The 19,211-nt window shown below is 70.9% G+C and carries 21 protein-coding genes and 1 pseudogene; 20 read left to right on the top strand and 2 right to left on the bottom strand.

What is annotated here, in order from left to right; genetic code table 11:
- Positions 1 to 9: 9 nt before the first annotated feature.
- Complete coding sequence (locus ABZ877_RS05890) at positions 10 to 870, bottom strand: SAM-dependent methyltransferase (protein ID WP_361064999.1); 861 nt, start codon at positions 868 to 870, stop codon at positions 10 to 12.
- A 256-nt stretch (positions 871 to 1,126) separates the two neighbouring features.
- On the opposite strand from ABZ877_RS05890, the gene proS reads away from it, so the two are divergent.
- The 18 genes from proS (at position 1,127) to ABZ877_RS05800 (ending at position 15,926) form a co-directional block, all read left to right on the top strand.
- Positions 1,127 to 2,542 (top strand): proline--tRNA ligase, encoded by a 1,416-nt coding sequence (proS, locus tag ABZ877_RS05885; protein WP_361064996.1) that lies wholly within the window; start codon positions 1,127 to 1,129, stop codon positions 2,540 to 2,542.
- A 259-nt stretch (positions 2,543 to 2,801) separates the two neighbouring features.
- Positions 2,802 to 3,398 carry a hypothetical protein gene (locus ABZ877_RS05880; protein ID WP_361064993.1) on the top strand — a complete coding sequence of 199 codons (597 nt, stop codon included), beginning with the start codon at positions 2,802 to 2,804 and terminating at the stop codon, positions 3,396 to 3,398.
- A gap of 210 nt (positions 3,399 to 3,608) precedes the next feature.
- Positions 3,609 to 4,031: a 30S ribosomal protein S16 gene (gene rpsP, locus ABZ877_RS05875; RefSeq protein WP_361064990.1), complete on the top strand. Its 423-nt coding sequence runs from the start codon at positions 3,609 to 3,611 to the stop codon at positions 4,029 to 4,031.
- Positions 4,032 to 4,033: 2 nt separating this feature from the next.
- Entirely contained in the window at positions 4,034 to 4,273 is a 240-nt protein-coding gene (locus ABZ877_RS05870) for an RNA-binding protein (RefSeq protein WP_014176063.1), read from the top strand.
- Between the two features lie 138 nt (positions 4,274 to 4,411).
- Complete coding sequence (gene rimM, locus ABZ877_RS05865) at positions 4,412 to 4,978, top strand: ribosome maturation factor RimM (protein WP_361064986.1); 567 nt, start codon at positions 4,412 to 4,414, stop codon at positions 4,976 to 4,978.
- Positions 4,975 to 5,796, top strand: a complete 822-nt coding sequence (gene trmD / locus ABZ877_RS05860) for a tRNA (guanosine(37)-N1)-methyltransferase TrmD (RefSeq protein WP_361064983.1) — start codon at positions 4,975 to 4,977, stop codon at positions 5,794 to 5,796. Before rimM ends, trmD begins: the two co-directional genes overlap by 4 nt.
- Before the next feature lie 132 nt (positions 5,797 to 5,928).
- A complete protein-coding gene (gene rplS / locus ABZ877_RS05855) occupies positions 5,929 to 6,279 on the top strand; it encodes a 50S ribosomal protein L19 (protein WP_361064980.1) in 351 nt (116 codons plus the stop codon).
- Between the two features lie 65 nt (positions 6,280 to 6,344).
- Complete coding sequence (gene lepB / locus ABZ877_RS05850; RefSeq protein WP_361064977.1) at positions 6,345 to 7,049, top strand: signal peptidase I; 705 nt, start codon at positions 6,345 to 6,347, stop codon at positions 7,047 to 7,049.
- A complete protein-coding gene (gene lepB, locus ABZ877_RS05845; protein ID WP_361064974.1) occupies positions 7,042 to 8,157 on the top strand; it encodes a signal peptidase I in 1,116 nt (371 codons plus the stop codon). Before lepB (ABZ877_RS05850) ends, lepB (ABZ877_RS05845) begins: the two co-directional genes overlap by 8 nt.
- Positions 8,045 to 9,025 carry a signal peptidase I gene (gene lepB / locus ABZ877_RS05840; RefSeq protein ID WP_361064971.1) on the top strand — a complete coding sequence of 327 codons (981 nt, stop codon included), beginning with the start codon at positions 8,045 to 8,047 and terminating at the stop codon, positions 9,023 to 9,025. The genes lepB (ABZ877_RS05845) and lepB (ABZ877_RS05840) overlap by 113 nt, the downstream gene beginning before the upstream one ends.
- 92 nt (positions 9,026 to 9,117) lie before the next feature.
- A complete protein-coding gene (gene lepB, locus ABZ877_RS05835; protein ID WP_361064968.1) occupies positions 9,118 to 9,858 on the top strand; it encodes a signal peptidase I in 741 nt (246 codons plus the stop codon).
- Complete coding sequence (locus tag ABZ877_RS05830; protein WP_361064965.1) at positions 9,851 to 10,363, top strand: NUDIX domain-containing protein; 513 nt, start codon at positions 9,851 to 9,853, stop codon at positions 10,361 to 10,363. The genes lepB (ABZ877_RS05835) and ABZ877_RS05830 overlap by 8 nt, the downstream gene beginning before the upstream one ends.
- Before the next feature lie 55 nt (positions 10,364 to 10,418).
- Complete coding sequence (locus ABZ877_RS05825) at positions 10,419 to 10,727, top strand: DUF2469 domain-containing protein (protein WP_005311352.1); 309 nt, start codon at positions 10,419 to 10,421, stop codon at positions 10,725 to 10,727.
- A gap of 141 nt (positions 10,728 to 10,868) precedes the next feature.
- Positions 10,869 to 11,228, top strand: coding sequence for a YraN family protein (locus tag ABZ877_RS05820; protein ID WP_361065537.1), 360 nt, complete (start codon positions 10,869 to 10,871; stop codon positions 11,226 to 11,228).
- Positions 11,228 to 12,847 (top strand): YifB family Mg chelatase-like AAA ATPase, encoded by a 1,620-nt coding sequence (locus ABZ877_RS05815; protein ID WP_361064962.1) that lies wholly within the window; start codon positions 11,228 to 11,230, stop codon positions 12,845 to 12,847. Before ABZ877_RS05820 ends, ABZ877_RS05815 begins: the two co-directional genes overlap by 1 nt.
- On the top strand, positions 12,844 to 14,025 hold the full coding sequence (gene dprA / locus ABZ877_RS05810) for a DNA-processing protein DprA (protein WP_361064959.1): 1,182 nt from the start codon (positions 12,844 to 12,846) through the stop codon (positions 14,023 to 14,025). Before ABZ877_RS05815 ends, dprA begins: the two co-directional genes overlap by 4 nt.
- Positions 14,026 to 14,390: 365 nt before the next feature.
- Positions 14,391 to 15,233: an RNA polymerase sigma factor WhiG gene (gene whiG / locus ABZ877_RS05805; protein ID WP_361064956.1), complete on the top strand. Its 843-nt coding sequence runs from the start codon at positions 14,391 to 14,393 to the stop codon at positions 15,231 to 15,233.
- 135 nt (positions 15,234 to 15,368) lie between these two features.
- Positions 15,369 to 15,926, top strand: a complete 558-nt coding sequence (locus tag ABZ877_RS05800; protein ID WP_361065534.1) for a helix-turn-helix domain-containing protein — start codon at positions 15,369 to 15,371, stop codon at positions 15,924 to 15,926.
- Positions 15,927 to 16,522: 596 nt separating this feature from the next.
- Here ABZ877_RS05800 and ABZ877_RS05795 read toward each other — a convergent pair.
- A pseudogene (locus tag ABZ877_RS05795) lies at positions 16,523 to 17,071 on the bottom strand (M23 family metallopeptidase); the annotation flags it as partial.
- 267 nt (positions 17,072 to 17,338) lie between these two features.
- Between ABZ877_RS05795 and rpsB the strand changes: the two are divergent.
- A complete protein-coding gene (gene rpsB / locus ABZ877_RS05790) occupies positions 17,339 to 18,232 on the top strand; it encodes a 30S ribosomal protein S2 (protein WP_361064953.1) in 894 nt (297 codons plus the stop codon).
- 134 nt (positions 18,233 to 18,366) lie between these two features.
- Positions 18,367 to 19,203, top strand: a complete 837-nt coding sequence (tsf, locus tag ABZ877_RS05785) for a translation elongation factor Ts (protein WP_361064950.1) — start codon at positions 18,367 to 18,369, stop codon at positions 19,201 to 19,203.
- The last annotated feature ends 8 nt before the right edge of the window (positions 19,204 to 19,211 follow it).

Raw genomic sequence — 19,211 nt, 5'->3', positions numbered from 1 at the left:
GTCTACGACTCAGGGCGTACGCGCGATCAGGTACCGGAAGACATTGGGCATCCACACAGTGCCGTCCTTGCGCACATACGGCTGCAGCGCCTCCGTCACCTCCTTGTCCACCTGCGCCAGGTCCGTCGCGCTCACCGCCGCGTCGAACAGACCCGTGGACAGCAGGCCGCGCACCGCGCTCTCCGCGTCCGCGTACCCGAAGGGGCACGCCACGCGCCCCGAACCGTCGGGCCGCAGCCCGGCCCGCTGGGCCACGTCCTCCAGGTCGTCCCGCAGGGCGGGCCGCCAACTGCCCGTACCGCAGGGGTCGGAGAGCTTCGTGGCCACCCGCAGGACCGCCGATGAGGCGCAGCGCTCCGGCGGGCCCCAGCCGACCAGCACCACGGCGGCACGCCGCTCCGCCAGCGGCGCCACGCTCTCCAGGAGCGCGGACAGGCCCGCCGAGTCGTCGGCCGTGCGGCCGATCGGCTGGAAGGCGGTGATGAGGTTGTAGGGGGGATCGCCGGGCTCGGTGACGCTGATGCCGTCCTGGCCGCCGTCCGTGAGCCGCAGGGTGCGGGGCCCGGACCCCTCCCCGGACGCGGGCAGCAGCCGGTCACGGGCGAGCGCGAGCCGTTCGGGTTCAGAGGGTTCGACGCCTGTCACGGCAGCGCCGCGCGAGGCGGCCATGAGCAGGGCCAGGCCGGTACCGCAGTCGAGTCCCAGGAGCCGGGTGCCCGAGCCGACCTCGAGCCGCTCGTACACCGCTTCGTAGACGGGGACCAGCATGCGCTCCTGGATCTCCGACCAGTCACGCGCGCGTGCGCACAGGTCCACGCGCGGTGCGGGGCCCGCGTGGGAAGGGTGTCGCCGCACGAGCGTAGGTGTCATCGAAAGTGCCCCAATCCGCCGAGAGATACCGAGAGTTGTCGCTGTGGTGTGTGAACCGATGTCGCGCGCTGCTCGCTCTCCCCCCGTAAGCCAGGGAACTCCGCATCGTCCGTCCCGTCTAGGGGGTGTTGGGCAGGGTTGCCGACAATGCCCGCGTGCTCCGTCGTGCGCCCCCCGGTCACGGCCGGGTGCGGGGCGCGGCATCCGGGCGAAAAGGATTCCCGTGCGCCCCGGCCCGCGCCGTAGCATGCGCGCCATGGCCAAAGCACCTGTTCTCACGCCCCGGGCGGAAGACTTTCCGCGCTGGTACCAGGACCTGATCTCCAAGGCCGAACTGGCCGACAACGGACCGGTGCGCGGCACGATGGTCATCCGACCGTACGGCTACGGCCTGTGGGAGCGGATGCAGCAGGACATGGACGCCCGCATCAAGGAAACAGGCACGCAGAACGCCTATTTCCCGCTCCTGATCCCGCAGTCCTATCTCGCCAGGGAGGCCGACCACGTCGAGGGGTTCGCGCCCGAGCTGGCCGTGGTCACGCACGGCGGCGGCAAGGAGCTGGAGGAGCCCGCCGTCGTCCGTCCCACCTCAGAAATGATCGTCAACGACTACTTCGCCAAGTGGATCCAGAGCTACCGGGACCTCCCCCTCCTCATCAACCAATGGGCCAACGTGGTGCGCTGGGAAATGCGCCCCCGCCTCTTCCTGCGGACGACGGAATTCCTCTGGCAAGAAGGGCACACGGCGCACGCGACATATGAGGGGGCGCGTGATTTCGCGGCACGCATCCACCGCCACGTTTACGCCGACTTCATGGAGAACGTGCTCGCGATGGATGTCGTCCTGGGCCGCAAGACGGCGAAGGAACGCTTCGCGGGCGCCATCAACACCCTCACCCTCGAAGGAATGATGGGCGACGGCAAGGCCCTCCAGATGGGCACCAGCCACGAGCTCGGCCAGAACTTCGCCAAGGCGTTCCAGACCCAGTACCTGTCCAAGGAGGGCAAGCAGGAACTGGTCTGGCAGACCTCCTGGGGCTCGACCACGCGCATGATCGGCGCGCTGGTGATGATGCACGGCGACGACGACGGCCTGCGGGTGCCGCCCCGCCTTGCGCCCGTCCAGGCCGTGGTCCTCGCCATCAAGGGCGACGACGCCGTGGTCGCCAAGGTGCGCGAGATCGGCGACGCCCTCCGGGCGGCCGGCGTCCGGGTCCGCATCGACGACCGTACGGACGTCCCCTTCGGCCGCCGCGCGGTCGACTGGGAGCTGAAGGGCGTCCCCGTACGGATCGAGGTCGGCCCCCGCGACCTGGAGAACGGCACCGCGATGCTCGCCCGCCGCATCCCCGGCGGCAAAAAGGCCGTCCCCGTCGACACCCTGGCCAGCCTCCTCCCCGTCATCCTGGAGGAGGACCAGGCGCTGCTCCTGGCCGAGTCGCGCCGCCGCCGCGAGGAGCGTACGAGCGAGGTCGCCACCTTCGACGAGGCGGTCGAGGCGGCCCTCGCGGGCGGCTGGGCGCGCATCCCGTGGGCGACCCTCGGCGAGGAGGGCGAGGCGGCGCTCGCCGAGCACGGGGTCTCCGTACGCTGTCTGGTCGCCGCGGACGGGTCGGTGCCGGACACGGACGACGCACCCGGTAACGTCGCGATCGTGGCGCGCGCCTACTGAGCCACCCTCAGTCACGCGGAAGAGGCCGAAACGCCTCTTGCACACCGGACCGATACGCACGCCCCGGCGCGAACAGGCCACCTGCGCGCCGGGGCGTACGCGTTGCTACGCACCACCTTGATGCGAGCTGTGCGGCTTCTCCGCAGATCAGCGCACCCGCCCTCGTCCGCATGCATGAGCGACGACTGACTGGTACGTGCAAAATATTTGGGATGCCCCGGAATAGGAACACAGAGGTGCCCCGGCTCGTTGTCACGACGTGAGCACGACACCACCTGTTCTCGCCGCAGAGCTGGCAGGCGCGTGGGCCGACATTCAGCGGCACCACCCCGAACTGCCGGATCTTGCCGCGCCCGAATCCCTGATCGGGGAGTCGTCGTCCGCCTGCGGGCACGAACTCTCCTTCGAGCGACTCCTCCACGAGGCAGTCCACGGCATCGCCGCCGCGCGCGGAATCCGCGACACCTCGCGCGCCGGCCGGTATCACAACCGCAGATTCCTGGCCATCGCCGAGGAGTTGGGCCTCGACCATCCCGAGGAGCCGCATCCCAGCAGCGGCTTCTCCCTGGTCACGCTCAACCCGGAGGCCAAGCAGCGCTACCGGCAGACGATCGAGCGGCTGCACCGCGCCCTGAAGGCGCACACCGTCGCGACCGCCGCCGACACCAAGCGCAGCTTCCGGGGCCCGGCCGCCCGGCACGGCTCCTCCGGGGGCGGCGTCCGCGTCAAGGCGGTCTGCGACTGCGGCCGCAATGTGCGCGTCGTCCCCTCGGTGCTCGCCCAGGCGCCGATCATGTGCGGCGGCTGCGGCAAGCCGTTCCGCATCCCGGAGGTCGTCGGAGCCGCCGTGGGGTGACCACAGGGCGACTGGTGGGGACGGCCGTGAGCACCCGGGGGAGGGTTCGGCCGTCCCGGCGAGGTGTGGCACAATGGCTAGCTGTACTCGACAGTCGCACAGGACCCCTCTCTCCTCCGGCTGACGCGTCCATCGGGCACTCGGGTACCGCAACCCCACGCGGCAATCTCGCCGTGCCCACCCACGTCAAGACCAGGAGACACCACTTCCGTGGCAGTCAAGATCAAGCTGAAGCGTCTGGGCAAGATCCGTTCGCCTCACTACCGCATCGTCGTCGCCGACTCCCGTACCCGCCGTGACGGCCGGGCCATCGAGGAGATCGGTCTGTACCACCCGGTGCAGAACCCGTCGCGCATCGAGGTCGACTCGGAGCGCGCGCAGTACTGGCTGTCCGTCGGCGCGCAGCCGACCGAGCCGGTCATGGCCATCCTGAAGCTCACCGGTGACTGGCAGAAGTACAAGGGTCTGCCCGCCCCGGAGCCGCTGAAGGTCGCCGAGCCGAAGCAGGCGCGCCCCTCCTTCGAGGCGCTCGCCACGGCCGACGAGCCCAAGGGTGAGGCCATCACGCAGAAGAAGAAGGCTGAGAAGAAGGACGAGGCCGCTGAGGCTGCGTCCGAGTCGACCGAGGCCTGAGCATGCTCGAGGAGGCTCTTGAGCACCTCGTGAAGGGCATTGTCGACAACCCCGACGATGTGCAGGTCGCCTCGCGCAACCTGCGCCGCGGGCGCGTGCTCGAGGTCCGGGTCCACCCCGACGACCTCGGCAAGGTGATCGGCCGCAACGGCCGCACCGCGCGCGCTCTGCGTACTGTCGTGGGCGCCATCGGCGGCCGCGGTGTCCGCGTCGACCTCGTCGACGTCGACCAGGTTCGCTGACAAAGTTGAACACCGGCTCGGGCCGGGGAGGGCTTTCGAGCCGTCCCCGGCCCGTAGTCGTTCGACGGCCCCGGCCGTCCGACCGGCCGCTTGACCGGTCCCCGTCGTACGACAGGCATGACAGGAGAGTCACCGACCGTGCAGTTGGTAGTCGGGCGCATCGGCCGCGCCCACGGCATCAAGGGTGAGGTCACCGTCGAGGTGCGCACCGACGAGCCCGAGCTGCGGCTCGGCCCCGGCGCGGTGCTCGCCACCGACCCCGCCGCCACCGGACCCCTCACCATCGAGTCCGGCCGCGTCCACAGCGGCCGGCTGCTGCTGCGCTTCGTGGGCGTGAGCGACCGGACCGGGGCGGAGGCGCTGCGCAACACGCTCCTGATCGCCGAGGTCGACCCGGAGGAGCTGCCGGAGGACCCGGACGAGTTCTACGACCACCAGCTCATGGACCTCGACGTCGTCACGGTCGACGGCATCGAGGTCGGCCGCATCACGGAGATCTCGCACCTGCCCTCGCAGGACCTGTTCATCGTGGAGCGGCCCGACGGCAGCGAGGTCATGATCCCGTTCGTCGAGGAGATCGTCACCGAGATCGACCTCGAGGAGCAGAAGGCCGTCATCACCCCGCCGCCCGGCCTCATCGACGACCGCGCGGAGATCGCCTCCAGCCGCGACGCCACCGAGGACACCGAGGACGCGTCCGCATGAGGCTCGACGTCGTCACGATCTTCCCCGAGTACCTCGAACCGCTGAACGTCTCGCTCGTCGGCAAGGCACGCGCGCGTGGACAGCTCGACGTCCACCTGCACGACCTGCGCCAGTGGACCCACGACCGGCACAACACGGTCGACGACACCCCCTACGGCGGCGGCCCCGGCATGGTCATGAAGACCGAGCCCTGGGGCGAGGCGCTCGACGACGTCCTCGCGGACGGGTACGAGCACGGGGCCCAGGGGCCCGTCCTGGTCGTCCCCACGCCCAGCGGGCGCCCCTTCACCCAGGAACTCGCCGTGGAGCTCTCGGAGCGCCCCTGGCTGGTCTTCACGCCCGCGCGCTACGAGGGCATCGACCGTCGCGTCATCGACGAGTACGCCACCCGGATGCCCGTCTACGAGGTCTCCATCGGCGACTACGTCCTCGCGGGCGGGGAAGCCGCCGTGCTCGTGATCACGGAGGCGGTCGCCCGGCTGCTGCCCGGCGTCCTCGGCAACGCCGCCTCGCACCAGGACGACTCCTTCGCCCCCGGCGCCATGGCCAACCTCCTCGAAGGGCCCGTCTACACCAAGCCGCCCGAGTGGCGCGGCCGGGACATCCCCGAGGTGCTGCTCAGCGGCCACCACGGCAAGATCGCGCGCTGGCGCCGCGACGAGGCGCTGCGCCGCACCGTGCGCAACCGGCCCGACCTCGTGCGGCGCACCGACCCGAAGGCCTTCGACAAGAAGGACCGCGAGATGCTCTCGATCCTGGGGTGGCGGCCGGGTCCCGACGGACGATTTGGGCCAACGCCCGAGGCCGTGGAAGAATAGGCCGCTGCTGTACGTCCAGCCGGCGCCCCTGCCACAGGGGGAACGACGTCAGGCCCGACGCGATCAGCTACCGAAACTCATCGCATACCTCCCGCCGATGACCTGTGGCATCGGTGAAGAAAGCAGACGATCATGTCTCACCTGCTCGACTCCGTCGACGCCGCGTCGCTCCGCAGCGACCTCCCGGCCTTCCGCCCGGGTGACACCGTCAACGTCCACGTCCGCGTCATCGAGGGCAACCGCTCCCGTGTGCAGCAGTTCAAGGGCGTAGTCATCCGCCGCCAGGGCGCCGGTGTCCGCGAGACCTTCACGGTCCGCAAGGTCTCCTTCTCCGTCGGCGTCGAGCGCACCTTCCCGGTGCACACGCCGATCGTCGAGAAGATCGAGCTCGTCACCCGTGGTGACGTCCGCCGCGCCAAGCTGTACTACCTGCGCGAGCTGCGCGGCAAGGCCGCCAAGATCAAGGAGAAGCGCGAGAACTGATCTCGCGCGCGAGAGACACCTCTCGCGGACGGCGTCACAGCGCGGCCGGATACCATCCGGTCTCGATGGACACCGAAGCACAGCCTGTGGAGCGCGACCGCTCCTCCCAGCCCTCGAAGGACACCTCGACGGGCGAGGAGGACCGGTCGCGCTCCTCTTTGCTGTCCACGCTCGCCGCCTGGCTGCCCGGCGGCCGCATCACGCTCGCATTCCTCGCCTGCGTCGCGTTCCTGCTGGCCTTCGGCGTGTTCGTGATGCAGCCCTTCCAGATCCCCAGCAGCTCCATGGAGCCCGCGTTGAGGGTCGGGGACCGCGTTCTCGTAAACAAGTTGGCGTACCGTTTCGGTGCCGAACCGGGGCGCGGGGACGTCGTCGTCTTCGACGGCAGCGGGTACTTCGGCAACGCCGACTACGTCAAACGCGTCGTCGGGGTAGGGGGCGACCATGTGGTCTGCTGCGACAGCAAGGGGAGGATCGAGGTGAACGGGCGGTCCGTCGACGAGCGCTCCCTGCTGCACGCGGGAGACGCCGCCTCGGAGGTCCCGTTCGACATCGAGGTGCCCGACGGCACCCTCTTCCTGCTCGGCGACCACCGCGGCGACTCCCGGGACTCGCGTGACTACCTGGGCGCCGACGGCGGCGGGTTCGTCCCCGTCGACCAGGTGATCGGCAAGGCCCAGTGGATCGCCTGGCCCTTCGGACACTGGCACTCCCTGTCGGGAACGGACGTCTACACGCGCGTGCCCGCTCCCGGTGGTGCCCATGGGTAGGCGCGGCAAGGCCCGCGACGGCCACGGCCCCGACGAGCAGCTGCCCACCGGGAGCCGTCCCACCAGCGGCCAGCCGCCGCGCGGGCGCGCGGAGCGGCGCAAGCTCGCCCGCAAGGTGAAGCGGCGCAGAAGGCGCTCGGCCATCAAGGAGATACCGCTCCTCATAGGCGTCGCCCTGCTCATCGCGCTCGTCCTGAAGACGTTCCTCGTGCAGGCCTTCGTCATCCCGTCGGGCTCCATGGAGCAGACGATCAAGATCGGCGACCGGGTCGTCGTGGACAAGCTCACACCCTGGTTCGGCGCGAAGGTGCACCGCGGGGACGTCGTCGTCTTCCGGGACCCGGGCAAGTGGCTGGAGCAGGAGACCGGCCCGACGGAGGACGCCCCCGTCGGGATCAAGCAGATCAAGACCGGCCTGACCTGGATCGGACTGCTTCCCTCGGACGACGAGCGCGACCTCATCAAGCGCGTCGTCGGCGTCGGCGGCGACACCGTGAAGTGCTGTGACGACCAGGGCCGCGTCACGGTCAACGGCGTCCCGCTGAACGAGTCCGCGTACATCCACCCGGGCAACGCGCCCTCGAAGTTCTCCTTCTCGGTGAAGGTGCCCCAGGGGCGGCTCTTCGTGATGGGCGACCACCGGGCGAACTCGGCGGACTCGCGCTACCACCTCACGGAGAAGTTCAACGGCACGGTCTCCGAGGAGTCCGTGGTGGGCCGCGCCCGGTGGATCGTGTGGCCCGTGGGGCACTGGTCGGGGCTCGGCGAGCCGGACACGTTCGCGGCGGTGGCCGACGCGCATCGCGACGGGTCGACCGCGGCCGCCGGTGCGTCACATAGGCTGGAGGCCGCGAACGGCTCCACACCGGGTTCGAGGACATCGAATTCGGACGGATTGATCCCCCTCCCGACCCCTGCGGAACTCCCGCTCGTTATGGGAATGGTGGGCCTGCATCGCGTAGGGATCAGGCAGCGGCACGGAGTGAGGAGTGGATGTGGGGGACTTGGCGGTCGGCGCACGGTCAGGGCATGGACCCGAGGAGCAGCCCGGGCGATCCGACGACGCGGCGAGTCCGGCCGTGACGGACCGCCTTCCCGAGGACGGTGACGCGATGGAGCCGACGCCCGTGGACGGGCCGGGGTCCGGCGGCGGCGAGGGAGCGGGCAAGCAGCAGAAGAAGCCCCGCTCCTTCTGGAAGGAGCTGCCGCTCCTCGTCGTCATCGCGCTGGTCCTCGCCCTGGTGATCAAGACGTTCCTGGTCCAGGCGTTCTCGATCCCCTCGGCCTCGATGGAGAACACGCTGCAGATCGGCGACCGGGTGCTCGTCGACAAGCTGACCCCGTGGTTCGGCTCGGAGCCGGAGCGCGGCGAGGTCATCGTCTTCCACGACCCGGACAAGTGGCTGGAGGGCGAGCCGACGGCGGAGCCGAACGCGGTGCAGAAGGTCCTCAGCTGGGTCGGCCTGATGCCGTCCGCGGACGAGAAGGACCTCATCAAGCGCGTGATCGGCGTAGGCGGCGACACCGTCGAGTGCAACGGCACGGGGCCGCTCAAGGTGAACGGCAAGGCGCTCAGCGAGCCGTACGTGTACGCGAGCAACACCCCGTGCAGCGCGGACAACGCGGGCGGCACGTTCAAGGTGAAGGTTCCGGAAGGCAAAGTCTGGGTCATGGGCGACCACCGTCAGGACTCGATGGACTCCCGGTACCACCAGAGCGACAAGAACCAGGGCTTCGTGCCGGTGGGCAATGTCGTGGGCCGCGCCATCGTCGTCGCCTGGCCGCCCACGCACTGGTCGACGCTGCCGGTCCCGGACACCTTCGACCAGCCCGGTATCAACGCGGCGGCGAGCGCGGCTCCGGGCGCCCTCGGCCTCGCGGGCGCGGTGCCGCTGGTCCTGTGGCGCCGACGCAAGATCAACCGGCGTCTGACCGAGGGGACCACCAGGGTTTCTGGGACCGGTACCGCCGGGTAGGGTGCCGTCCCAGATCGCCGATCTTCCGAGGTCCGTGCCGTTTCGGGGCCGGGCCGCGCGGGTCGATTTCTCCGACGCGGGGAGCAACTGGGATGAGCGGGACACGTCGTACGAGCGAGGGCCACGGCCGGGCCGGCAGCGTGCTGTCGGGCATAGCCGTGGCCCTCGGCTGTGTGCTGTTCCTCGGCGGCTTCCTCTGGGGCGCCATCGTCTACCAGCCCTACACGGTGCCCACCGACTCGATGTCGCCGACGATCGGCGCGGGCGACCGGGTCCTCGCGCAGCGCGTCGACGGCAGCGAGATCAAGCGCGGTGACGTCGTCGTCTTCCGGGACAAGAGCTGGGGTGACATGCCGATGGTCAAGCGCGTCGTCGGCATCGGCGGCGACCGGGTCGCCTGCTGCACGGACGGCAAGCTGACGGTCAACGGCAAGAAGATCGAAGAACCGTATCTGCAGGACGGCCAGAGCGCCTCGCTCACCGGCATCAAGGCCACGACCGTCCCCGAGGGGCGGCTGTTCTTCCTCGGGGACGAGCGCAGCGGCTCCCTGGACTCCACCGTCCACCTCGACGACATCCAGCACGGCTCGGTGGCCCGCACCGCCGTGCAGGGCCGTGTCGACGTCGTGGCCTGGCCGATGGACGGCATGCTGCCCAAGCCCACCGGCTTCGAGGAACTGCCCGGCGGGATCTCACAGCCGGGCCCGCTCAAGCTGATGGTGACCGCCGTGGTCGTGGGCGCGCTCCTCGTCTTCGCCGGGGCGGCGTACGGCCCGATCGCCCAGCGGATGCGCCGCTCGCGCACCAGGTCCGCGGAGCCGGCCCGTGTCTGAGCCCGGCGGTGAGCTGCGCAAGGTCGCCCGCGTCGTCCTGCTCGACCAGGACGACCGCCTCCTGCTGCTGCACGGGCACGAGCCCGACGACCGGACGGACGACTGGTGGTTCACACCGGGCGGCGGCGTGGAGGGCGACGAGACGCGCGCGGAGGCGGCCCTGCGGGAACTGGCCGAGGAGACCGGCATCACCGAGGTGGAGCTCGGGCCCGTGCTGTGGCGGCGGACCTGCTCGTTCCCCTTCGACGGGCGTCGCTGGGACCAGGACGAGTGGTACTTCCTGGCGCGTACGACCGCCACGGCGGACGTGCGGCCGGAGCTGCACGGGACGGGCCTGACCGACCTGGAACGGCGCAGCGTCGCCGGAGCGCGCTGGTGGACGTACCAGGAGTTGGCCGAAGCGCATGAGACGGTGTATCCGACCAGACTCGCCGAGCTGCTGAGCAGGCTGCTCGACGACGGTCCCCCGAGCAGGCCGCTCGTCCTCGACACGGAAATCGTCTAGAGGCCGCAGGGGCTGGCGCACAATAGGGGGACGCACGGCTGAAGGGGAACATGCCATGAGCGCCGAGGACCTCGAGAAGTACGAGACCGAGATGGAGCTGAAGCTCTACCGGGAGTACCGCGATGTCGTCGGTCTGTTCAAATACGTGATCGAGACCGAGCGGCGTTTCTACCTCACCAACGACTACGAGATGCAGGTGCACTCGGTCCAGGGCGAGGTGTTCTTCGAAGTGTCGATGGCGGACGCGTGGGTCTGGGACATGTACCGGCCCGCGAGGTTCGTGAAGCAGGTGCGGGTGCTCACGTTCAAGGACGTGAACATCGAGGAGCTCAACAAGAGCGATCTGGAGCTTCCCGGTAGCTGACCCCCCGGTTCTGGGGCTTTCCCTCGCACGGGTGACAGCGTTTTCCACAACCCGTGGGTAGTTCACCAAGATCCACACCCGTCCGGTCCCTGCGACAGCGTGGGCGTCGGAGGTGGTGCCGACGTGAACGCACGGGGCGCGATGGGGAAGTACGGCGAGGACCTGGCCGCGAGGCGGCTGACCGACGCCGGGATGACAGTGCTCGCGCGGAACTGGCGCGCGGGACGCAGGGGTGAGATCGACATCGTGGCGCGCGACGGTGACGCGATCGTCGTGTGCGAGGTCAAGACCCGCAGGGGGCGCGGCGCGAAGGGGGGCGCCTTCGAGCACCCCATGGCCGCGATCACCCCGGTCAAGGCCCGGCGCCTGCGCGACCTCGCGGAGCGCTGGGTGCAGGAGCACGGGGGAGCGCCACCCGGCGGCGTCCGGATCGACGTGGTCGGGGTGGTGCTCCAGGAGCGCGGCGCTCCGCGCGTCGAGCACGTGCGGGGGGTGACCTGATGGGTTTCGCGCGTACGTGTTCCGTGGCCCTGGTGGGTGTCGAGGGCGTCGTCGTCGAGGTCCAGGCGGACCTGGAGCCGGGCATCGCCGCCTTCACGCTCGTGGGCCTGCCCGACAAGAGCCTGGTCGAGAGCCGGGACCGGGTACGGGCCGCCGTGGTCAACTCCGGGGCCGACTGGCCGCAGAAGAAGCTCACGGTGGGGCTCAGCCCGGCGTCCGTGCCGAAGGGCGGTTCGGGCTTCGACCTCGCCGTCGCGTGCGCCGTGCTCGGCGCCGCCGAACGCATCGACCCGCGGGTCCTCGCCGACATCGTGATGATCGGGGAGCTCGGACTCGACGGGCGGGTACGGCCGGTGCGCGGCGTCCTTCCGGCCGTCCTTGCCGCGGCGGACGCCGGGTACGAACAGGTGGTGGTCCCCGAATGCACGGCGGGCGAGGCGACGCTGGTGCCGGGCGTCTCCGTGCTCGGCGTCCGCAGCCTGCGCCAGCTCATCGCCGTGCTCACCGACGAACCCGTGCCGGACGAGGAGCCGGACGAGCGCGGCCGCCCCGATCCACTGCTCTCCGGCCTGAGCATGCCCGGAGGCGGCGCCGGTACGGGGCTCGGCGGACCGCTGGCGGACGGGCACGGGCTCGACCTGGCCGACGTCGTGGGCCAGAGGTCGGCGCGGACCGCGATCGAGGTCGCCGCCGCGGGCGGACACCACCTGATGCTGTCGGGCCCACCGGGCGCCGGAAAGACGATGCTCGCCGAGCGGCTTCCCGCCGTCCTGCCGCCGCTCACCCGAGGAGAGTCCCTGGAGGTCACCGCGATCCACTCGGTGGCCGGCATGCTGCCCCCGGGCAAGTCGATGATCGACACCGCGCCCTACTGCGCCCCGCACCACTCCGCGACCATGCAGTCGCTCGTCGGCGGCGGACCCGGCGTGGCGCGACCCGGAGCGGTCTCCTTGTCACACAGAGGAGTGCTCTTCCTGGACGAGGCGCCCGAGTTCAGCGGACAGGCGCTCGACGCCCTGCGCCAGCCGCTCGAGGCCGGGCACGTGGTCATCGCCCGCAGCGCCGGCGTGGTGCGGCTGCCCGCGCGGTTCCTGATGGTGCTCGCCGCCAACCCCTGTCCTTGCGGGCAGTACCGGGCCCTGGGCGGTGAGTGCGACTGCCCGCCCGCCACCGTGCGGCGCTACCAGGCGCGGCTCTCCGGGCCGCTCCTCGACCGGGTCGACCTCCGGGTCGAGGTGGACGCCGTCACCCGCAGCGAACTCTCCGGGTACGGGCCGCGCGGCGAGAGCACCCAGGTCGTCGCCGACCGGGTCCGGGCGGCCCGGGAGCGGGCGGTCGCACGGCTCACGGACACGCCCTGGCGGACCAACAGCGAAGTGCCGGGGCACGCCCTGCGCACCAGGTGGCCCGCCGCGCCCGGCGCGCTGGACGAGGCCGAGCTGGATCTGGAGCGCGGCTTCCTCACCGCCCGCGGTCTCGACCGGGTCCTCCGGGTGGCCTGGACCGTGGCCGACCTCGCGGGGCGCGACCGGCCCTTCGCCCAGGACGTGGCGCTCGCCCTGCAACTGCGGACCGGGATCTCGCGCGGGGTCCCCATGACGATCGGCACGGGCTCATGACGGGGCAGCGCGCCCCGGAGGCGGTGCGGCTCGCGCGGGCCCGGCTGACCCGGATCGTCGAGCCCGGCTGGGAGGTGGCCGGGCGCTGGCTCAGGGAGTTCGGCCCTGTGGAGACGGTGCGGCGGATCGACGAGGCCGAGGAGGGCGCGGACGAGCCGCCACCGCTGCCGGGCGTACGGGCCGAGCGCTGGGCCGGGCTCGTCGCGCGGGCCCGGGCGGCGCCGCCCCCGGAGCGGGACCTGGCGCGCGTGGCGGAGCGCGGGGCGCGGTTCGTGTGCCCGGGTGACGCGGAGTGGCCCGGTCAACTGGACGACCTGGGGGACGAGCGGCCCGTCGGGCTGTGGGTGCGCGGCGGGGCCAGCCTGCGGATGTGGGCGCTGCGGTCGGTGGCCGTGGTGGGCGCGCGGGCCTGCACGGACTACGGGGTGCGCATGGGCGCGACCCTCGGGGCCGGGCTCGCCGAGCGCGGCTGGGTCGTCGTCTCCGGGGGCGCCTACGGGGTCGACGCGGCGGCGCACAGAGGGGCGCTCGGTGCCGCGGGTGCGACGGTCGCCGTCCTGGCCTGCGGGGTCGACCGGGTCTATCCGCGCGGGCACACTCAGTTGATCGACAGGATCGCGGAACAGGGGCTCGTCGTGGCCGAGTTGCCGCCCGGGGACCATCCGACACCGAGCCGGTTCATTCTGCGCAACCGGGTCATCGCCGCGTTGACGCGGGGCACCGTCGTCGTGGAGGCGGCCTACCGCAGCGGAGCGCTGGGGACAGCCCGTTGGGCGTTGCGGCTCGGCCGGCACGCGATGGGGGTGCCGGGGCCGGTGACCAGCGGCGTCTCCTCAGGGGTGCACGAACTGCTGCGCAAGGAGGGCGTGCTCGTCACCGACGCCGCGGAAGTGATCGAGCTGGTCGGTGACATGGGGGAGCTGGCACCCGAGCGGCACGGGCCCGTATTGTCCCGCGACCTGCTGCCCCCGGCCACGGCGCGGGTGCTCGCAGCCCTGCCCGCGCAAGGCGCCCACACCGTCGCGGAGATCAGCAGGGAAGCGGAGGGCGGGGCGGACGAGACGATCGGGAGACTGTATGAACTGCGCTCGTTGGGGTTCGTCGAACGACAGGGCGACGGCTGGAAGTTGACACGCCAGGCGAACCGCCCGGTGTTTCCGGACGGAGGTGCGCCCTGACACCGCCTTGACGCAGCGTATTGCGCCGTCCGGATGACGCCCCGACAACCTTGGGAGCACCGGCAGTTGGCGGCACGGCCCGGTCACGTACGGCGACGAAAGCGTTTGCGCAAGTCCCCCAACGGAACGTATCTGCGCGCGTACGAACCCATACCCTTCGCACACTGCGACACTTCAGTCACGCTACGCTCACCAGGATTCGGGTTCGTCCTCCCCATTGCGGAATCAGGCAGGCGGTTCGGCACCAGTCACCATCAGACGGGCAAGACTCCATCTTCAGCAGCGAAGCGACCTCAGCGACAGCAGCGATCCCAGCGACCCTCTCCGACTCCGTCGGCAGGCAGCAGAACGGCACAAGGCGGCGCATGCCACAGCACATCTCCGGATCCGACCGGGCGGCGGCGGTACCCCCCGCCGCCCGCGGCTCCAGCGTGCGGCCTCCGGCTCCCTCCTCCGTCGAGGAGCTGTGGAGGTCGTACAAGGCGACCGGTGACGAGCGGCTGCGCGAGCAGCTCATCCTGCACTACTCGCCGCTGGTGAAGTACGTCGCGGGCCGGGTCAGCGTGGGGCTCCCGCCCAATGTCGAGCAGGCCGACTTCGTCTCGTCCGGGGTCTTCGGGCTGATCGACGCGATCGAGAAGTTCGACATCGGCCGCGAGATCAAGTTCGAGACGTACGCGATCACCCGGATCCGCGGCGCGATGATCGACGAGCTGCGGGCCCTGGACTGGATCCCCCGGTCCGTGCGGCAGAAGGCGCGCAATGTCGAGCGGGCTTACGCGACGCTCGAGGCCAAGCTGCGGCGCAGCCCCTCGGAGAGCGAGGTCGCCGCCGAGATGGGGGTGGCGCTGGAGGAACTGCACGCCGTCTTCAGCCAGTTGTCGCTGGCGAACGTCGTGGCCCTGGAGGAGCTGCTGCACGTCGGGGGCGAGGGCGGGGACCGGCTCAGCCTCATGGACACCCTGGAGGACCGGGCGGCGGACAACCCGGTGGAGGTTGCCGAGGACCGGGAGCTGCGCCGGTTCCTGGCGCGGGCGATCAACACGCTGCCCGAGCGGGAGAAGACCGTGGTCACGCTCTACTACTACGAGGGCCTCACGCTGGCCGAGATCGGCAACGTCCTCGGCGTCACGGAGAGCCGGGTCAGCCAGATCCACACCAAGTCGGTGCTGCAGTTGCGGGCGAAGCTGGCGAGCTTCGGGCGCTGAATCGCCGTCGAACCTGGAGGCGAATCGTCCCTGCCGGGCCGGTGGCCGCTTTGGGGCGCCGGGTGCTCCGTGCGGCTCCCGTCCCGGGCGGCGCGTCCGTAAAGTGGAGCTGTGCCAAGGATTCGAGCGGCCTCTGTGGCCGAGCACCGGTCGATGCAGCGCGGCGCCCTCCTGGACGCGGCGCGCTCCCTGCTGTCCGAAGGGGGGACGGAGGCGCTGACGTTCCCCGCGCTCGCGGAGCGGACGGGGCTCGCGCGGTCCTCCGTGTACGAGTACTTCAAGTCCCGCGCGGCGGTCGTCGAGGAGCTGTGCGAGGTCGACTTCCCGGTGTGGGCCGCCGAGGTCGAGGACGCGATGGCGCGGGCCGCGACGCCCGAGGGCAAGGTCGAGGCGTACGTCCGTGAGCAGCTCTCCCTGGTCGGTGACCGGCGCCACCGTGCCGTGGTGGCGATCTCGGCGAGCGAGCTGGACGCGGGGGCACGCGAGAAGATCCGCGCCGCGCACGGCGGCCTCGTCGCCATGATCGTCGAGGCGCTGGCGGACATGGGGCACGAGCAGCCCCGGCTCGCGGCGATGCTCCTCCAGGGCGTCGTGGACGCGGCGGTCCGCCGCATCGAACTCGGCGCGGCGGAGGACCCGGGCGTCATCGTGGACGCGGCGGTGGGGATGGCGCTGCGGGGCGTCCAGGGCTAGGCGCTCCGCTCGGCCGAACGGTTCTTACGGGGCCGGGGCCAGACGCGGACGCCGTTTCTGCGTCCGGCTGGGCCCGGCTGGGCTGCAATCCGGCTTAGTCGATCGAACTTGGTCGATCAGCCCGCCCGGTTGGTGCCAAGCCCGGCCGGCACCGAGCAGGGCGGCTTGGTCGATCGGGCCCGCCCGGCCAGTGCCAGGCCGGCAGACACCGAGCCAGGACGGCTTGATCGATCCGGTCGGCCCGGCCAGTGCCAAGCCCGACCGACACCAAGCCAGGGCAGCTTGGTCGATCGGCCCGCCCGGTTGGTGCCATGCTCGGCTGGCACCGAGCAGGGCGGCTTGGCCGATCGGGCCGGCCCGGCCAGTGCCAAGCCCGTCCGGCCAGTGCCAAGCCCGGCCCGCACCGAGCCAGGGCGGGCCGCACTCAAGCCGCACTCGTCAGCCCCACCCCCGGCTGCCACGCTCCCGGCGTAGAAGCCCCCAAAGGCGCTGCACCCCCGCGGCACCCACCCCGCCAGCCCCGCTTCGTCCGCCCCCTCACAGGCACTGCACCCCCGCGGCACCCACCCCACCAACCCCGACGCATCCGGCCCCGCCCCCCAAACCGGCAGCAATCTGACCCGCCCCCCACCCACCCACGACGGGCCCAGCAGCGACAGTGGGTTCAGGTACGTCGCTCCTCTCCTCAACCCCCAGTGCAGGCACGACGGGGAGGTGGCGGGGCAGTGGCCCGTCGGGAGTTGCAGGGTGCCGAGGACATCGGCCGGGGAGACGTGCGCGCCCTTGTGGACCGTGGGCGTCACCGGCTCGAACGTCGTGCGCAACGGGGGATCACCCGTGCCCGCCAGCTCCACCGACACCACACCCCGGCCCGCCACCTCACCCGCGAACGAGACCCGTCCCACCGCCACCGCACGCACCGGCGCGTCGATCGGGGCCGCGAGGTCGACGCCGCGGTGGCCGGGGCCGTAGGGCGTCGCCGGTGGGGACCAGCCACGTACGACCGTGGGGTGGTCGCCCACCGGCCAGACCGTCGTACCCCGCCCGGCGGACGTGGGTACGGCGGCAGACGCTGCCCCCGCCGCCCAGGGGAGACAGACGAGCAGCAGGACGGTCACGGACAGTAGTCTTCGCAGTTCGCGCATGGCGGCAACGCTTCCCGATCAGGCCGGATCCGGGGGATCATGGCCGGGAAACGTGGACTACCGGTCGGTTGTGGACAGCGGCGTCACCCCCGACCTCGCGGGTCCCGTACACTTCATGTGGCGATCCGGGCCACCGGATCGACTTCGCACGCCCCGACACCGGCCCGCAAAGGCTCGTGTCAAGCGTCCTTCGGTCCCGTACTCACGTACGCGGCAGGCGCGAGCGGGGCGTCAGGAAACAACCGAGAAAACACAAGGAGTACGGCCATGGCCGTCGTCACGATGCGGGAGCTGCTGGAGAGCGGCGTCCACTTCGGTCACCAGACCCGTCGTTGGAACCCGAAGATGAAGCGCTTCATCTTCACGGAGCGCAACGGCATCTACATCATCGACCTGCTCCAGTCGCTGTCGTACATCGACCGCGCCTACGAGTTCGTCAAGGAGACCGTCGCCCACGGCGGCACGGTCATGTTCGTCGGCACGAAGAAGCAGGCGCAGGAGGCCATCGCCGAGCAGGCGACCCGCGTCGGCATGCCCTACGTGAACCAGCGCTGGCTGGGCGGCATGCTCACCAACTTCTCGACCGTCTACAAGCGTCTGCAGCGCCTCAAGGAGCTCGAGCAGATCGACTTCGAGGACGTCGCCGCGTCCGGTCTCACCAAGAAGGAGCTTCTCGTGCTCTCGCGCGAGAAGGCCAAGCTGGAGAAGACCCTCGGCGGTATCCGCGAGATGTCCAAGGTGCCCAGCGCCGTCTGGATCGTGGACACCAAGAAGGAGCACATCGCGGTCGGTGAGGCCCGGAAGCTCAACATCCCGGTCGTCGCGATCCTCGACACCAACTGCGACCCCGACGAGGTCGACTACAAGATCCCGGGCAACGACGACGCGATCCGCTCCGTCACCCTGCTCACCCGCGTGATCGCCGACGCCGTCGCCGAGGGCCTCATCGCCCGTTCCGGCGCCGCGACCGGCGACCAGAAGCCGGGCGAGAAGGCCGCCGCCGAGCCGCTCGCCGAGTGGGAGCGCGACCTGCTCGAGGGCGAGAAGAAGGCCGACGAGAAGCCCGCGGAGGCTCCGGCCGCCGAGGCGCCCGCCGCTGAGGCCCCCGCTGCCGAGGCGCCCGCCGCCGAGGCTCCGGCCGCCGAGGCCGAGCAGGCCTGACCCGTACGGGTACCGGTATCCACACCGGTTTCACGAGGTGACGGCGGGGGCCAGCCACAAGCGGCCCCCGCCGTCCCCCGTGACCTCTTCTGACTTCTCAGAACTCCTCAGACTTCGTAGAGAGAACCAGGATCATGGCGAACTACACCGCCGCTGACGTCAAGAAGCTCCGTGAGCTCACCGGCGCCGGCATGATGGACTGCAAGAAGGCGCTCGACGAGGCCGAGGGCAACGTCGACAAGGCCGTCGAGGCCCTGCGCATCAAGGGCCAGAAGGGCGTCGCCAAGCGCGAGGGCCGTTCGGCCGAGAACGGCGCGGTCGTCTCCCTCATCGCCGACGACAACACCTCCGGTGTCATCGTCGAGCTGAAGTGCGAGACGGACTTCGTCGCCAAGGGCGAGAAGTTCCAGTCGGTCGCCAACGAGCTGGCCGCCCACATCGCCAAGACGAACCCCGCCGACATCCAGGCGCTGCTCGCGTCCGAGATCGAGGCCGGCAAGACCGTCCAGGCGTACGTCGACGAGGCCAACGCCACCCTGGGCGAGAAGATCGTCCTGGACCGCTTCGCGCAGTTCACCGGTGGCTACGTGACCGCGTACATGCACCGCACCATGCCGGACCTGCCCCCGCAGATCGGTGTCCTCGTCGAGCTCGACAAGGAGAACGCCGAGATCGCCAAGGGCGTCGCGCAGCACATCGCCGCCTTCGCGCCGAAGTACCTCTCCCGTGAGGACGTCCCGGCCGAGGTCGTCGAGTCCGAGCGTCGCGTCGCCGAGGAGACCACCCGCGCCGAGGGCAAGCCCGAGGCCGCGCTCCCGAAGATCGTCGAGGGGCGTGTCAACGGCTTCTTCAAGGAGGCGACGCTGCTCGGCCAGCCGTACGCCCTCGACAACAAGAAGTCCGTCGAGAAGGTCCTCCAGGAGGCCGGCGTCACCCTGAAGCGCTTCTCGCGCATCAAGGTCGGCATCTGAGTCCGTAC

It is taken from the genome of Streptomyces sp. NPDC046939 (assembly GCF_040644575.1).
Classification (GTDB): Bacteria; Actinomycetota; Actinomycetes; order Streptomycetales; family Streptomycetaceae; genus Streptomyces.
The sequence above is the reverse complement of the archived record's forward strand: the minus strand, read 5'-3'. Positions and strand labels throughout refer to the sequence as shown.